Here is a 15,685-nt window from a genome sequence, read left to right as displayed (position 1 = left end):
AGGAGTATGTTAACAGAACCCATTTATCCATATGATGGGCAATGAAATTTCATCTGAGCCATCGTTCCATGCATTGGATTCACTGTATTTATTAATTTATCCACGCAACTAGTTGAGCTGTGTAAGGATTGTGACTATAAAGAGCATGACGATGCAATGATTTCACAAGACTGTTAACGTGCTACAATTGAACTTGATATATGTCAACGAAGCGTAGTTTTATTGGGTGTTCGGCCTCTCTTAGCCTGTTATGTTGCTGTTAAAATGGTTAGGATGACAGCCGTTTTTGACACCGTCGGGTCCAGAGGGAAAGTACCCACGACCAAGCTAATGATGTTGTTGACGTTGATGGAAAGTGCATCAAGAACGCAATTACGTACTTTAGTCATGTTACGCCGCGCATGTTAATTTGCGACATGCAGCAGGCAGGTCAGGGACTTTGGTACTTCCTGTTTCGATTTAGTTGGCAATTTAGGTAGCAAACATGCAGACCCCGCACATTCTTATCGTTGAAGACGAGTTGGTAACACGCAACACGTTAAAAAGTATTTTCGAAGCAGAAGGTTACGATGTATTCGAAGCGACCGATGGCGCGGAAATGCATCAGATCCTGTCTGAAAATGATATCAACCTGGTAATCATGGATATCAACCTGCCGGGTAAAAATGGTCTTCTGCTGGCGCGCGAGTTGCGTGAGCAGGCTGACGTCGCGCTGATGTTCTTAACCGGCCGCGACAACGAAGTGGATAAGATCCTTGGCCTCGAAATCGGCGCTGACGACTATATCACTAAACCGTTTAACCCGCGTGAGCTGACCATCCGCGCGCGCAACCTGCTCTCCCGTACCATGAATCTCGGTACCGTGAGCGAAGAGCGCCGCAGCGTGGAGAGCTACAAGTTCAATGGTTGGGAACTCGATATCAACAGCCGCTCACTGGTGAGCCCGAACGGCGAGCAGTACAAGCTGCCGCGCAGTGAATTCCGCGCGATGCTGCACTTCTGCGAAAACCCGGGCAAAATTCAGTCTCGCGCCGAGCTGCTGAAGAAAATGACCGGTCGCGAGCTGAAGCCGCATGACCGTACCGTTGACGTGACCATTCGTCGGATTCGTAAACACTTCGAATCCACTCCGGATACCCCGGAAATCATCGCCACCATTCACGGTGAAGGCTACCGTTTCTGTGGCGATCTGCAGGAATAATGCGTTTTATTCCGCAGCCATGATGTGAAAACGGCGCCTCAGGGCGCCGTTTTTTTATGTCATCACTCTTTCCAGAGGCGCAGTTTGTCGTCATCGGCAGCCGGCGGCGGGGGCGCACTGCCTTTCGGTAACGATAACGCATACCAGTCCACCCGGCGGGTCAAAAACATCAGGACGCTCAGCGCCAGTACCAGTACCCCGGTACCCAGCAGTAGCGCGCTGTCCTCGGAATGCAGCAGAAACCACATCACACCATCCAGCAGCAGCAGCGCGGCGACAAACAGCAGGCTGTTACGCCATCCCCTGAGCACTGCCTGTAAATAGACCCCGTTCATCACCGCGCCGGACAGGCTGGCCGCCAGCCAGGCGGCGGTAAATCCAACGTGCTCCGAGAGCGCCAGCAGCACCAGGTAAAACAGCACCAGCGACAGGCCCACCAGCAGATACTGCATCGGATGCAGGGGACGACGGGTCAGGCTCTCGAACACGAAAAAAGCCATAAAGGTGAGCCCGATTAACAGGATGGCATATTTTGTCGCCCGATCGGTTAGCTGGTACTGGTCGGCAAGGGACATCACATCGGCACTGAACGCCGGCAGCCGCGACCACGGGATCTCCATATCATCCTTAAAATAGCTCCCCATATCGTTGGCGAACCAGCTGCTTTGCCAGTGGGCGCGATAGCCGGCAGCACTCACTTCCCGTTGCGTTGGCAGGAAGCTGCCGAGAAAGCCGGGATGCGGCCAGTTACTGGTTAACTGCAGCTCGCTGTTACGCCCGATCGGCACCAGTGAAAACTCTCCCGTCCCGTTCAGATCGAGTGAAAAGGCAATCTCAAGCGGCTTGTTGTCCTGCGCCAGCGCAGGCATTGGCATATGAATACCTGCGCCATCGCCGCTTATCCCCAGCCCCGGCTCCACGCTTAATACGTTACCGTTGACCTCCGGGGCATGGATGGCGCCAATACCGCGGGCATCGCCGACGCTCACCACCAGCCGCGGCGGGCCTAAGACGATATTCGTTTTTCTCAGCGCCGCCAGACGCAGCGGATCAAACGAGGCCTTAATCTGCAAGGCGTTATGCCAGACCTGGCCGCTGTAGATGCCCACCCTCCTCGACTCCACGGTCTGTTTGCCGGTGACCGCCAGCGACTCCGGCAGCCAGTAGTACTCCCAGCTCCGCTGATAGTTGACCTCTTTTTGGTTCTCCATGCGGGACAAGGTCTCGGTTATCGGAATAGCGATCAGCGGCCCGGCAAGTTTTTGCGAACCACTGGTGCTTTGCTCAATGGCGTCCACCACTTCGCTACGATAATCCGCCCGCTCATTAATAAGCTCCCTGACCATCATTAACGGCAAAGATAACAGCACAACACAACCGATTAACGTGGTGATTTTCCAGAATAACGGTGATTTCAACATAGCCTTTCTCCCTATCGTGATGGCCTCACTGTAGAGCGGCTATGTGGGGGGAATTTGAAGCTATGTGAAGGGACGGTGAAGTCGCAGCGTGGCCACCACGCCGCCTTCGGGCCGATTGTGCAGATTGATATCGCCGTGATGCAGGCGCGCGACTTCACGAACGAACGCCAGTCCCAGGCCGCTGCTCTTATGGCCGTCTTCGCGCGGTAGCGAGTAGAATCGCTCAAAGATTCGTTCCAGGGCATAGTCCGGAATACCGCACCCGTTGTCGATAACGCTCAATTGCACCTCTTCATTTCGCTTCTCCGCAGCCAGGGCGATCTCGCCGCCCTTGGGGGTAAAGTCAATCGCGTTGTCGAGCAGATTACCCAGCGCCTGGGCCAGCAGCTCGCCATCGCCATTGACCAGCATCCCACTCTCCCGCCAGCGCAGGGTGATAGCTTTCGCCGCCAGAGCGATGTCACGCTCCTCCGTCAGCCGTTGGTATAGCGCATCTATCGACACCGGCTGCGGCTTTATCTCCAGCCGGCTTTCCAGTCGCGCCTGCTGGAGCAGCCGCTCCACCAGCAGTTGCATCCGGGTGTTTTGCGCGAGGATATTATCAGTAAACCGCGCCGCCACAGCAGGCGGCGGCCCTTCGCGCAGGATCTCCGCCGCGCCGCGGATGGCCGCCAGCGGGCTTTTCAGTTCATGGGTCAGGTCATAGACATAGTTTTCGATGGCATTCTTACCTTCGAGCTTTACCCGCATGCTCTCCAGGGCCTGGGCCAGCTTGCGCAATTCGCTGCTGCCAACCTCCGGCAGCGGCAGCGGGCGCTCAGCGGTCACCGAGTCCGCATAGCGCACCAGCTTGCCGATAGAGAAATTGATCCACCAGACGACGCCGACGCCAATCAACAACGCAATGCCCAGCAGGGCGCCGCCGGCCCAGAGGATCCGCCGTTCGCTGCGCTTGATGACCGGCGTCATCGCCAGGTTGGGTTTACCGACGCTCAGCACCCCGATAATCCGCCCCTTATCCATCACTGGCGCGGCGATATACATGACTGAGCTGGTTTCATCATGCGGATCGCTGCGCGTACTACGCGCGCCGTACTGGCCGCGCAGGGTGAGCCAGACGTCATTCCAGCGCGAATAGTCCTGCCCTGTCGCCTGTCCGCTGGAGTCAAACACTACCTTGCCCCTGGCATCGGTCAGATAGACACGGTACTCATTACGCACCTTTTTAATTCCGCCAATATGGGCGTTGATCGGCTGCTGGTTGAGCCGTTGAAAGGCCTGAGCCAGCCTGCCCTGCTGCGGATTTGCCGCCAGCAGATCCTCACGCGCCAGCGCCGCCAGCAGCGTGGCGGTATCGTTGAGGGTCCCCTCCGTCGCCCGGCGCACGCCTGGCTTCACTTCCTGGACAAAGATCGACAGCACAAACCACGCGGCGATAGCGACGATAAGAAAATAGCCCAGCAGCAGGCGCATGCCGATACGCATCAGCCACGCCCCAGGCTGTAGCCCATGCCACGATGGGTATTGATCGGCGTAACCTCGGGATTCACGGCCCGCAGCTTGGCGCGCAGGGTTTTGATATGGGTATCGACGGTACGGTCGAGGCTTTCCCAGGCATCGCTCCACACCAGCTCCATCAATTGCTGACGGGAGAAGACGCGACCAGGCGCGTGAAGCAGGGTTTTCAACAGCAGGAATTCGTAGCGCGTCAGGTTCAGCGGCTGGCCGAACCAGCTTATCGACGCCGCCTGCTCATCGAGCACAAACTCGCCGACGCGCACCACCGGCGAAGGCGCGGCAAACTTCTGCAGTCGCCGCAGCACGGTTCGCACCCGCGCGCAGACTTCGCGCGGCGAAAACGGCTTGGCGATATAATCGTCAGCGCCGATTTCCAGCCCCAGCAGCTTATCGACCTCGTCGCTCCGCGCCGTCAGAAACAGCACCGGCAGCGCCGGATAACGCGTCTGCAGGCGCCGACAGAGCTCAAAGCCGCTGATATCCGGCAAGCCGACGTCAAGGATGGCGACATCGGGCGCCTGATGCGCCGCCGCCTCCAGCGCGGGCAACCCGCGGCCAAAGACGGTGACCTGGAAGCCCTCCTGCTGCAGCATGTAAACCAGGGTATCAGCGATACTCTGTTCATCCTCAACTAACCAAATCCGTGGCTGCTGCATGCGCGCTCCCGTTTATTTATTCCATGGCATGATCGGCACGGCGCTGATGGCGTTCTTCGGCGAGCCATCAACCACTTTATCCGAGTAGGTCAGATAGACCAGCGCATTGCGCTTCGCATCATAGAAACGCACGACCTGCAGTTTTTTAAACACCAGCGAGGTGCGCTTCTGGAACACCACGTCACCCTGGCTTTTGCCGTTTTTGATTTTGTCCGTCAGCTCAATCGGCCCGACCTGCTGGCAGGAGATGGCCGCGTCAGAGGTATCTTCCGCCAGCCCCAACCCGCCTTTGATCCCGCCGGTTTTCGCCCGGCTGATATAGCAGGTCACGTTCTGCACATCCGGATCGTCAAAGGCTTCGACGACAATTTTGTGATCCGGCCCTAACCATTTGAAGACCGTATCCACGGAACCAATCTGCTCCGCCTGAGCCATCTGGCAGCCGGCCAGCAGCAGGCCCATCGCAAACTTCTTGTATTTCATATTGTTACCATTATTAAAAAATATAGCTGAGTGATTATCACGCACTTAGCAGAAAAGGTTTATAGATCACAGCTTTACAAAATTATCGTTCAGCTCCACTGACCTTCCGCATTTAAAAGCAAAAAAAACACTGAATGCTAAAACATCAAAAAATGCTATTATCCGCTACTTTAATATCAGGCACCTGTGTTTAAGGATGGGGACATTTTATGGATCAAGCAGGGATTATTCGCGATCTCCTTAGCTGGCTGGAAGGTCACCTGGATCAGCCGCTTTCTCTGGACAATGTGGCGGCGAAGGCAGGTTATTCCAAGTGGCATTTACAGCGAATGTTTAAGGATGTCACCGGCCATGCCATCGGTGCCTATATTCGCGCGCGCCGGTTATCGAAATCTGCTGTCGCATTACGTCTAACCGCCCGTCCAATCCTTGATATTGCGCTTCAGTACCGTTTCGACTCCCAGCAGACCTTCACCCGGGCATTTAAAAAGCAGTTCTCGCTGACGCCGGCGCTCTACCGCCGCTCCCCGGACTGGAGCTCGTTCGGTATGCGTCCGCCGCTGCGTCTTGGCGAATTCACGCTGCCAAAACATGAATTTGTCGCCCTGCCCACCACTCAGTTGCTCGGCGTCACCCAGAGCTATACCTGTAAGCTCGAGGAAATCTCCGATTTCCGCAACCAGATGCGCGTCCAGTTCTGGCGGGACTTCCTCGGCAATTCGCCGTCGATCCCTCCGGTGCTCTACGGGCTGCATGAGCCGCGTCCGAGCCTGGAGAAAGACGATGAGCAGGAAGTGTTCTATACCACCGCGTTGACGCCGGAGATGGCTAATGGTCATCTGCAGAACGCCCACCCGGTCACCCTGGAGGGCGGCGAGTATGTCATGTTCACGTATGAAGGACTGGGCACCGGCCTGCAGGAATTCATCCTGACGGTCTACGGTACCTGCATGCCGATGCTAAACCTGACCCGTCGCAAGGGGCTGGATATTGAACGCTTCTACCCTGAAGATGAAAACCGGGATCAGGCTACGCCGATTCAGTTACGCTGCGAGTATCTGATCCCGATTCGTCATTAACGCTGCAGCTCGTCCATCGCGGGGGCGTCAAGATGCGAGACGTCGCCCGCCGTTTCCACCACCCAGCCGGAAGCCAGCCACGGGCTTTGCTGATAGTCAACGCGCGAGATAGAGCAGTTGCGCAGTCGCAAACGACGCTCAGCGTATGCTGGCAGCCCTAAAATCGTGCTCACCAGGCAGCCCAGCGCAATCCCATGACTCACCAGCAGTGGTCGGCTACCGGCCGGTAATTCCAGACAGGATGCCAGCGCCGCATGCATCCGCTCGCTGAGCTCCTGCATCGATTCGCCCTGCGGAATACGGCCATCCGGCGTGCCGTTGACCAGTTGGCGACGCCAGCCCTCTTCTTCGTCGCTGAGCGAGTCGATATGGCGCTTCTCCAGCACCCCCATATCCAGCTCGCGCAGACGCGCATCGGCGATCACGCTGCAGCCGCAGGCTTCGGCGATAATCTCTGCTGTGCGGCGGGTTCGTCCCAGATCGCTGGTAATAATATGGGTGATCCCCAGCGTTCTGGCGCGCTCGCCAACCTGCCAGGCCTGGCGCTCACCGTGTGCGGTCAGCGGGCTATCGGACTGACCCTGAATACGTCGCTCGGCGTTCCACTGCGTTTCACCGTGGCGAACAAGGTATACCTGTAACATGCTTTTTTTCCGTTCTGGACTCGTTATCAACCGGGTTTGGGCATTACCGCCTGCCCTGAGGGTGATTTAGAGTATACTGCGATGACGTTAGTTTATTCTGAGTTGTTTTGATTATGCACCATGTTGTCTCAGCGACCACTAATCCCGCCAAAATTCAGGCAATTCTGCAGGCTTTTAACGAGATTTTCGGCGAAGGATCCTGCCATATTGAGTCCGTCTCCGTCGAGAGCGGCGTGCCGGAACAGCCCTTCGGCAGCGAGGAAACGCGCGCTGGCGCACGAAATCGCGTCGCCAATGCGCGTCTTGTCCAACCCAGTGCCGATTTCTGGGTGGCCATTGAGGCCGGTATCGACGATGGCAGCACCTTTAGCTGGGTGGTCATTGAAAGCGCTGATCGGCGCGGAGAAGCGCGCTCAGCCACGCTGCCGTTACCTGAGGTTATTCTTGAGCAGGTTCGCGCTGGTGAAGCCCTGGGACCGGTCATGTCGCAGTATACCGGCATCGACCAGATCGGTCGTAAAGAGGGAGCGATTGGAGTTTTCACCGGTGGAAAATTAACCCGCAGCAGCGTTTACCATCAGGCGGTCGTGCTGGCGTTGAGCCCGTTTCATAACGCTATTTATCGCTAGCCAACAGCGTCTGTTCCAGCCACTGACGCAGTTCGGCCGGCGCTGATTTCAGGCTGTTCGACCCGCGGGTAATGGTCGCAATCCCGGCGCCGAGCTCATTTTTCAGTTCGCGCTGGCTCATCTCACCGCGCAGCAGCTCTTCAATAATGCGCACCCGGGTGCCCAGCGCTTCGCGCTCGTCGGGGGTCAGCATCAGCTGCAGCAATGGCAGATGCAGATCCTCAGCATAGGCCTGCTGTAACAGCGCCACAAAGCGCAGCCACTCCTGATGACGTTGTTCGGCAACGGCCGCGGAATAAGGAGATTGTTGGGTCATATCGCGCCACCATATTGAGACGGGCAGCTTACGCTGCCCGTCGAATGTACTCTTCAACGAGTACAAAGCATAACATACTTCCCGGCGATCAGTAACGCTGCCGCCACTCCGCATCGCTGAAGAGCTTATCCTGCTGCCCCATAAAGTAACGATAGTAGGCATCATAGGAGAGGACATTCTTCACGTAGCCGCGGGTTTCAGAGAACGGAATACTCTCGACAAACGCCACCGCATCGATCCGTCCGGCGCTGTTCCCCTGCCAGGTACGAACCCGGCCCGGCCCGGCGTTATAGGCCGCCGAGGCATAGATACGGTTATTGCCGAACTGCTGGTAGACATACTGCAGATAGCTGGTGCCGATGTTGATGTTGGTTTCCGGATCCAACAGCTGCGACGGGCCGCTGTAGCCGGGAATGCTGAACATGCTGACGGTATGCGTCGCGGTGCCCGGCATAATCTGCATCAGTCCGCTGGCGCCAACCGGCGAGCGCACTTTCGGGTTCCAGGCACTCTCCTGGCGGGCAATCGCCATCGCATAGCTCTGCGGGATATCTTTGCCACTGATGTAACGCGCGAACAGATCGTTATACGCCAGCGGGAAGCGCTCCTCCAGCTGATCCCACAGTTTGCCGGCGATCGTCGCCTGCACGCTCAGATCCCACCAGTGCTGATCAAAAGCGTAACGCGCCAGCTGCGCCTGCTGGGATTTGGTTCGGCTGGTGACGAGGTTCGCCCATTCGGTGCGCGCGGTGTTATCCATATTCCAGTACATCAGCTCGCGTACCCGCGCCATCTCCGGACCGGAAGCCAGCGCCGGATCGATCGTTCCCGAGGCTTTATCGATGCGGAAGGTATACTCCTCGCCAAGTCGCTGCGCAGCGACCATCGGATAGAAGCCTCGCTGTTGCATCAACGAGCGAAGGATCGCCTGCGCCTCCTCGTCCCTGCCGCGCTCCAGCAGCAGATCCGCTTGCCAGTAGCGCCATTCGTCTTTCTCTTTCGCCTCCATCGGCAGGCGCGCCAGCCAGGTGTTCAGGCCATGGCGATCGCCCGTTCCCAGCGCCATCCGCACGCGCCGCTCCACCAGCGGCGTGGACTGTGAGCGCATAATCGCGTCATCGCGCCAGATAGCCTGCTCTTCGGTTACATCGGTACCCATCAGGCGCCAGGCGACAATATCACGTAGCTCCTGAGTTTGATCCTCGTTGAGCTGCTGAGCCTGCACCAGCGAAGGGATCATCAGGCGGGCATTTTCCACATCCTGACGGGCGACGCTGGCGAAGGCGACGGCGGCCATCTGGCGGGTAAAGTCCGTCGCCCCGGTGGTGCGGGCGAAGGTCAGAACGCTGTTTGGATCGTTAGCCAGGGCGACGACGGCGGAAGCGATGCTCTGATAGTTGCCGGGCATTTGCTGAGCCAGCGATTTGACCAGCCCGATATTGCCGGCCTTCATCGCCAGGCGGATCCGTTCGAGATAGGCCAGCGGATCCTGCTGTCCGGAGTCGCGCCAGGCGTTGAACAGCGGCTCACAGGCGCCAGGCTGGTTCTTGCCCGTCAGCCACAGGTCTTTCGCCCCGCTCCAGGCTTCCTGCGACTGCCCCACGCTCAGCTTGGCGTAGTAATAGTTGCACTGTGCCTCGGTGCTGGTCGGCTTATCGGGACTAAACGCCAGTAGGCCGCGCCAGTCGCTGCGCCGGGCCAGTTCATTCACGAAGCGCGAACGTAATGAACGCGCCGGGGGCAGCGTCGGATTGGCGTCAATAAAGTTTTTCACCACCAGTGCCGGCTGGTTCATCAGATCGTCGGTGATCTGCCGGTACTGCAAATAGGGGTACAGGGGATAGGTGCTTAACGTGGGCATCAGCTGGTCGACTACATCCATCTGCCGGTTATCCCACGCCTGCTTAATTTGTGCGTAGCGGTTGCGCTGTTCATCCAGTGAATCCGCATGCGCCAGCTGACTCAACGTCAACAGACCAACGCTGGCAGCCAAAAGACGCCACGCCATTTTTTTGGCTTTTTCCACAAGCTCTTCCTCTTTCCGGTGCATTTTCGCAGCATCGTGCCGCTTAAAAGCCCCCGCCGGTTCGGCAGGCAGCTTTACTTATGCTAATCAGACAACGCTAAACGCGCCATGTCCTGGACATTTTTTTACGCTTCTGTGAATCCTGTCGCCTCGCTGGGATTAGCGCGCGAAAAAGGCTACACTTCGGCTTTGAACTATCTATCAAAATAGAAAGAGGCGAAGTCCAACGTGGCTCAATTCGTTTATACCATGCATCGTGTCGGCAAAGTGGTTCCGCCGAAACGTCATATTTTGAAAAATATCTCCCTCAGCTTCTTCCCTGGCGCGAAAATCGGTGTGCTCGGTCTGAACGGCGCCGGTAAGTCCACCCTGCTGCGCATCATGGCCGGTATCGACACCGAGATCGAAGGTGAAGCGCGTCCGCAGCCTGGTATCAAAATCGGCTACCTGCCGCAGGAGCCGCAGCTCAACCCGGAGCACACCGTGCGCGAGTCCGTTGAAGAAGCGGTCGCCGAAGTGGTTAACGCGCTGAAGGGTCTGGACGAAGTGTATGCCAAATACGCCGAGCCGGATGCGGACTTCGATAAGCTTGCCGCCCAGCAAGGCAAGTTCGAAGAGATTATCCAGGCGCACGACGGCCACAACCTGAACGTGCAGCTGGAGCGCGCGGCCGATGCCCTGCGCCTGCCGGACTGGGATGCGAAAATCGCGAATCTTTCCGGTGGTGAACGCCGCCGCGTCGCGCTGTGCCGCCTGCTGCTGGAAAAACCAGATATGCTGCTGCTCGACGAACCGACTAACCACCTGGACGCCGAGTCCGTCGCCTGGCTGGAACGCTTCCTGCACGATTTCGAAGGCACCGTGGTGGCGATTACCCACGACCGTTACTTCCTCGATAACGTCGCCGGCTGGATCCTCGAACTTGACCGCGGCGAAGGTATTCCGTGGGAAGGCAACTACTCCTCCTGGCTGGAGCAGAAAGATCAGCGTCTGGCGCAGGAAGCTTCTCAGGAAGCGGCGCGTCGTAAATCCATCGAGAAAGAGCTCGAGTGGGTTCGCCAGGGCGCGAAAGGCCGTCAGTCCAAGGGCAAAGCCCGTCTGGCGCGCTTTGAAGAGCTTAACAACGTCGAATACCAGAAACGCAACGAGACTAACGAACTGTTCATTCCGCCAGGCGCGCGTCTGGGCGATAAAGTTCTGGAAGTCAGCCATCTGCGCAAATCCTACGGCGACCGCGTGCTGATTGACGATCTGAGCTTCTCGGTACCGAAAGGCGCTATCGTCGGCATCATCGGTCCGAACGGCGCGGGTAAATCCACCCTGTTCCGTATGATGTCCGGCCAGGAGCAGCCAGATTCCGGCACCATCACCTTGGGTGAAACCGTTAAGCTGGCCTCCGTCGATCAGTTCCGCGACGCGATGGACAACAGCAAGACCGTGTGGGAAGAAGTATCCGGCGGCCTGGATATCATGAAGATCGGCAACACCGAGATGCCGAGCCGCGCCTACGTGGGCCGCTTTAACTTCAAAGGCGTCGATCAGGGCAAACGCGTTGGCGAGCTGTCCGGCGGTGAGCGTGGTCGTCTGCACCTGGCGAAACTGCTGCAGGTCGGCGGTAACGTCCTGCTGCTCGATGAACCGACCAACGACCTGGATATCGAAACCCTGCGCGCGCTGGAAAACGCCCTGCTGGAGTTCCCGGGCTGCGCGATGGTTATCTCGCACGACCGCTGGTTCCTTGACCGTATTGCCACCCACATTCTGGATTACCAGGATGAAGGTAAGGTTGAGTTCTTCGAAGGTAACTTTACCGAATACGAAGAGTATAAGAAACGCACCCTCGGCGCCGACGCGCTGGAGCCGAAGCGAATCAAGTACAAGCGTATCGCGAAATAAAACGCAAAAAGGCAACTTCGGTTGCCTTTTTTAGGGTTTGCTCCCTCTCCCACCGGGAGAGGGTTGGGGTGAGGGCAAGGTAAATGCAAAAAGGCAACGCAAGTTGCCTTTTTTAGGGTTTGATCCCTCTCCCACCGGGAGAGGGTTGGGGTGAGGGCAACAGCCCGCAGAGGACCTACCCCTGCTCGCCCATCAGCTGCTTCACCAGCTCAACGCAGCGCAGGAACCGGGCATCGTAGTCCGACTCCTTAACATGGACGAATTCGATCTCGTTCTCTTTCAGCAGCGACACCAGCAGCGACTGAAACTCTTTACGATCCACCGAGCTCCCAAGGCTGCGTAACCCATCGGCCACCCACGGGGTATTGTTCTCCAGCAGGATCACCAGGTCGAAACGGTATTCATCAATCAGCGCCTGCACGAACGGGTGCTCACGCCCCTCGTACTTCAGGCAGAAGGCCTGAGTGCTGACGAAGTCGGTATCGATAAACGCCACCTTGTTGGCGTATTTCACTGCAAAATCAATATACTGCGCATGTCCGAGGGCAATTTTATCGTAATCCGAATACTGGAGCGCCATCTCATCGCCGCCGAGATGTGAAAAGACATAATCCCGGCCATATTCCCAGGCGCTGGTGGTATTGAAGATATTGGCGAGCTTATTGACCAGCGTCGATTTACCGCTCGACTCGCCGCCGAGGATCGCCACCGTCCGCACAAAGAACGGTTTCACTTCCGTCGGAATATATTCCCAGTAGCGGAACGGGTTCTCGCGGATCTGCCCGCCGCTAATATTCATAAAGGTCCGCTTAGGATCGATAAGCACCGTCTCGATCCCCAGATGCTCAAGGTACTGCGGCGCATCGGCCTCTTCCGAGGTATAGATCCGGTTCGGCTCGATCCCTTTTTCACTCATAAAAGCGCGGATCCCATGGCTCCAGACGTCCCAGCCATGCGGATAGGGCTCCATCCCCTCTTCATTGAAGGCGTGGATGCGAATATTCTTCTGATATTTAAAGGTCTGCAGCAGCCAGCGCAGGCGGTCAGGCACCGTCGGCTGCTGCGACATGGCGCTCTCTTCAAACAGCTCGCGGTCGCGGGTATCGTCATAGCCCATGATGATATGCAGCTCATCGACCTGGCTACAGGCGCGCTGTATCAGATAGATATGCCCGGTATGCAGCGGGTAAAACTTACCAAACACCACCCCGACGCTTTTCTGCCGGCGGGGAAACTCCAGCCCGAGGAAACGATGCAGCGCTTCAAGCTTCTGCGCGCTCGGGCTTTTGATTTTGGCATTCAGCAGCTGGCTGAGATACCCCTTGGTCATTCCGCTGGCTTCCGCCACCTGCTGCAGGGTACAGCCTTTCTGCTTAATGGCGCTTTTTAAATAGTCAAATGACGACATCGCTAATCTCCTTTTAACTTATTATAAGTCGTCAAAAACGCTTAGCGCGTCTGAAAGCTTTTTCACACCAAAGATTTGCATGCCTTCCGGTACTTTTTTCGGCACATTGGCCGCCGGGACGATGGCGCGGCGGAAACCATGCTTCGCCGCTTCGGATATACGCTCCTGACCGCTCGGCACCGGGCGAATTTCCCCGGCCAGCCCGACTTCGCCAAAGACCACCAGATCCTGCGGCAGCGGGCGATCGCGCAGGCTGGAAACCATCGCCAGCAGCAGCGCCAGGTCAGCGCTGGTTTCGGTGACCTTCACCCCGCCAACCACGTTGACGAAGACGTCCTGATCGGCCATCTGCAGGCCGCCGTGACGATGCAGCACCGCCAGCAGGATCGCCAGACGGTTCTGTTCCAGCCCCACCGCCACGCGGCGCGGGTTGGACATCATCGAGTGATCCACCAGCGCCTGGATCTCCACCAGCAGCGGGCGGGTCCCTTCCCAGACCACCATCACCGAACTGCCGGAGGTGATTTCATCTCCCCGGCTAAGGAAGATAGCGGAGGGGTTGCTTACTTCGCGCAGGCCCTGCTCGGTCATGGCGAAAACGCCGAGTTCATTGACCGCGCCAAAGCGGTTTTTGTGGCTGCGCAGGGTGCGGAAACGGGAATCGGCATCGCCGTCCAGCAGCACCGAGCAGTCGATACAGTGCTCCAGCACCTTCGGACCGGCCAGCGAGCCATCTTTGGTGACGTGGCCGACCATCACAATCGCCACGCCGCGAGTTTTAGCAAAGCGCGTCAAATAAGCCGCGGTTTCACGTACCTGGGCGACACTGCCCGGCGACGACTGCACGTCGGCCATATGCATCACCTGGATGGAGTCGATCACCATCAGCTGCGGCTTTTCTTCATCGGCGATCTGACAGATCTGCTCAATGCTGGTTTCCGAGAGCATGTTCAGGTTGGCCGTCGGCAACCCGAGACGATGGGCGCGCATCGCCACCTGTTGCAGGGACTCCTCCCCGGTGACGTACAGGGTTTTCATCCCCTCCGCAAGTTTGCAGAGGGTTTGCAGCAGCAGCGTCGATTTCCCGGCGCCGGGGTTGCCGCCAATCAGGATCGCGCTGCCCGGCACTACGCCGCCGCCCAGCACGCGGTCAAACTCTTTAAAGCCGGTGGAGAAACGCGGCAGCGCCTCCAGGCTGATATCTGACAGCTTCTGCACCTTCGACACGCCGGCGTTACCGGCATAGCCTGAAAGACGCTCGTTTCTCGCCACCTGCGGCGACGCGGCGATGCGCATCTCGGTGATGGTGTTCCAGGCATGGCAGGCGCTGCACTGCCCCTGCCAGCGCGGATAATCCGCACCACATTCATTACAGACAAATGCGCGTTTTGGAGCTTTCGCCACGTTTACCTCTTACTTTTGGTTCATGCTGCCCGAGAGAATACAGAATACCCCCATCAGGTCAGCGTGGCGGATAGTCACTTCCGCCTGTTCATTCACTTTAGGCTTCGCGTGATAGGCGATGCCGAGGCCTGCCGCCTTAATCATCGGCAGGTCGTTGGCGCCATCACCGATAGCCACAGTTTGCGCCGTTGGGATCTCATACTTTTCCGCCAGCTTGCGCAGCGTATTGGCTTTATATTTCGCATCGACGATATCGCCGAGCACGTTGCCGGTGAGCTTGCCGTCGCGGATCTCCAGCTCATTGGCGAACACCGCGTCGAGATGCAGCTTGTCGCGCAGGTACTCCGCAAAGAAGGTGAAGCCGCCGGAGGCGATCGCCACTTTCCAGCCTAACGTTTCCAGCTTGAGCACCAGCTGCGCCAGGCCCGGCATCAGCGGCAGCGCGTCGCGCACCTGCAGCAAAATACTGGCATCCGCATCTTTCAGTGTCGCCACGCGCTGGCGCAGGCTGGCGGTGAAGTCCAGCTCCCCACGCATCGCCCGCTCGGTCACTTCCGAGACCAGCTCGCCGGTGCCGGCCAGTTTCGCAATCTCATCGATGCATTCGATCTGGATCGCCGTGGAGTCCATGTCCATCACCAGCAGGCCCGGGGTGCGCAGATGGGGGATTTTACCCAATGGCGCGACGTCCAGCCCCGCCTCATGCGCCAGTCGCGTCGCACGGGGAGTCAGCGAACCGGCCAGGCGGATCACCTGGTAATCCTCGACCACCCAGGAGGCAACGATCACTAACGCGGCGCCCAGCTCGCGCTGCCAGTCCGTCAGACGGCGCTTATTCAGCCCACGCCCGTACAGCAGCCAGCCGCTGCGCCCGGCGTGATAATCCAGCGGCATGACCTCATCGCCGCTCAGGGAAAGCGGCAACCCAGGCCACAGGGAAACGTCTTCAGGCAGGTCGCACCAGGTCAAACTGTTAGGCATTACGGCTCCACATCTCTTCATTC

General features: G+C 57.9%; 15 protein-coding genes. 4 read left to right on the top strand and 11 right to left on the bottom strand.

Going from position 1 to position 15,685, the window contains the following annotated elements; all coding sequences use genetic code 11:
* Positions 1-248: 248 nt before the first annotated feature.
* Complete coding sequence (gene yjjY / locus HMPREF3142_RS28975) at positions 249-389, bottom strand: YjjY family protein (RefSeq protein ID WP_001541509.1); 141 nt, start codon at positions 387-389, stop codon at positions 249-251.
* A 95-nt stretch (positions 390-484) separates the two neighbouring features.
* On the opposite strand from yjjY, the gene arcA reads away from it, so the two are divergent.
* Complete coding sequence (gene arcA / locus HMPREF3142_RS08385; RefSeq protein ID WP_002887843.1) at positions 485-1,201, top strand: two-component system response regulator ArcA; 717 nt, start codon at positions 485-487, stop codon at positions 1,199-1,201.
* A 62-nt stretch (positions 1,202-1,263) separates the two neighbouring features.
* Here the strand turns inward: arcA and creD are convergent, their stop codons facing one another.
* The 4 genes from creD to creA are packed head-to-tail and all read right to left on the bottom strand — an operon-like array spanning position 1,264 to position 5,279.
* Positions 1,264-2,622 (bottom strand): cell envelope integrity protein CreD, encoded by a 1,359-nt coding sequence (gene creD / locus HMPREF3142_RS08380; protein ID WP_043875811.1) that lies wholly within the window; start codon positions 2,620-2,622, stop codon positions 1,264-1,266.
* A 60-nt stretch (positions 2,623-2,682) separates the two neighbouring features.
* Positions 2,683-4,107, bottom strand: a complete 1,425-nt coding sequence (gene creC, locus HMPREF3142_RS08375; RefSeq protein ID WP_044613952.1) for a two-component system sensor histidine kinase CreC — start codon at positions 4,105-4,107, stop codon at positions 2,683-2,685.
* Complete coding sequence (gene creB, locus HMPREF3142_RS08370) at positions 4,107-4,796, bottom strand: two-component system response regulator CreB (protein ID WP_043875812.1); 690 nt, start codon at positions 4,794-4,796, stop codon at positions 4,107-4,109. The genes creC and creB overlap by 1 nt, the downstream gene beginning before the upstream one ends.
* A gap of 12 nt (positions 4,797-4,808) precedes the next feature.
* Positions 4,809-5,279, bottom strand: coding sequence for a protein CreA (gene creA, locus HMPREF3142_RS08365; protein ID WP_070611978.1), 471 nt, complete (start codon positions 5,277-5,279; stop codon positions 4,809-4,811).
* Positions 5,280-5,488: 209 nt separating this feature from the next.
* On the opposite strand from creA, the gene robA reads away from it, so the two are divergent.
* Positions 5,489-6,358, top strand: a complete 870-nt coding sequence (robA, locus tag HMPREF3142_RS08360) for an MDR efflux pump AcrAB transcriptional activator RobA (protein WP_023322045.1) — start codon at positions 5,489-5,491, stop codon at positions 6,356-6,358.
* On the opposite strand, the gene gpmB is transcribed toward robA, so the two are convergent.
* The gene (gene gpmB, locus HMPREF3142_RS08355) at positions 6,355-7,002 is read right to left on the bottom strand and encodes a 2,3-diphosphoglycerate-dependent phosphoglycerate mutase GpmB (RefSeq protein WP_008807516.1); all 648 of its coding nucleotides are present in this window, start codon (positions 7,000-7,002) and stop codon (positions 6,355-6,357) included. The two genes, robA and gpmB, sit on opposite strands and share 4 nt — an antisense overlap.
* A 113-nt stretch (positions 7,003-7,115) precedes the next feature.
* Here gpmB and yjjX point away from each other — a divergent pair, with 113 nt between their 5' ends.
* Positions 7,116-7,631, top strand: a complete 516-nt coding sequence (gene yjjX / locus HMPREF3142_RS08350; RefSeq protein ID WP_008807517.1) for an inosine/xanthosine triphosphatase — start codon at positions 7,116-7,118, stop codon at positions 7,629-7,631.
* Here yjjX and trpR read toward each other — a convergent pair.
* Both trpR and sltY read right to left on the bottom strand, forming a co-directional pair.
* A complete protein-coding gene (gene trpR, locus HMPREF3142_RS08345) occupies positions 7,618-7,947 on the bottom strand; it encodes a trp operon repressor (protein WP_008807518.1) in 330 nt (109 codons plus the stop codon). The genes yjjX and trpR overlap by 14 nt on opposite strands.
* A gap of 88 nt (positions 7,948-8,035) precedes the next feature.
* Positions 8,036-9,973: a murein transglycosylase gene (sltY, locus tag HMPREF3142_RS08340; RefSeq protein ID WP_048964730.1), complete on the bottom strand. Its 1,938-nt coding sequence runs from the start codon at positions 9,971-9,973 to the stop codon at positions 8,036-8,038.
* Between the two features lie 228 nt (positions 9,974-10,201).
* Between sltY and ettA the strand changes: the two genes are divergently transcribed.
* On the top strand, positions 10,202-11,869 hold the full coding sequence (ettA, locus tag HMPREF3142_RS08335) for an energy-dependent translational throttle protein EttA (RefSeq protein ID WP_012968984.1): 1,668 nt from the start codon (positions 10,202-10,204) through the stop codon (positions 11,867-11,869).
* A 175-nt stretch (positions 11,870-12,044) separates the two neighbouring features.
* Here the strand turns inward: ettA and nadR are convergent, their stop codons facing one another.
* Genes nadR through serB form a run of 3 tightly spaced genes read right to left on the bottom strand, consistent with a single transcriptional unit; the run spans position 12,045 to position 15,662 of the window.
* A complete protein-coding gene (gene nadR, locus HMPREF3142_RS08330) occupies positions 12,045-13,277 on the bottom strand; it encodes a multifunctional transcriptional regulator/nicotinamide-nucleotide adenylyltransferase/ribosylnicotinamide kinase NadR (RefSeq protein WP_002887802.1) in 1,233 nt (410 codons plus the stop codon).
* Positions 13,278-13,298: 21 nt separating this feature from the next.
* Positions 13,299-14,681, bottom strand: coding sequence for a DNA repair protein RadA (gene radA / locus HMPREF3142_RS08325; protein ID WP_002887800.1), 1,383 nt, complete (start codon positions 14,679-14,681; stop codon positions 13,299-13,301).
* 9 nt (positions 14,682-14,690) lie between these two features.
* Positions 14,691-15,662 carry a phosphoserine phosphatase gene (serB, locus tag HMPREF3142_RS08320; protein WP_016160266.1) on the bottom strand — a complete coding sequence of 324 codons (972 nt, stop codon included), beginning with the start codon at positions 15,660-15,662 and terminating at the stop codon, positions 14,691-14,693.
* Between the last annotated feature and the right edge of the window lie 23 nt (positions 15,663-15,685).

The sequence above is a fragment of the Klebsiella sp. HMSC16C06 genome, assembly GCF_001808325.1.
GTDB classification, from domain to species: domain Bacteria; phylum Pseudomonadota; class Gammaproteobacteria; order Enterobacterales; family Enterobacteriaceae; genus Klebsiella; species Klebsiella variicola.
This window is presented reverse-complemented; position numbering and strand designations above follow the sequence as displayed.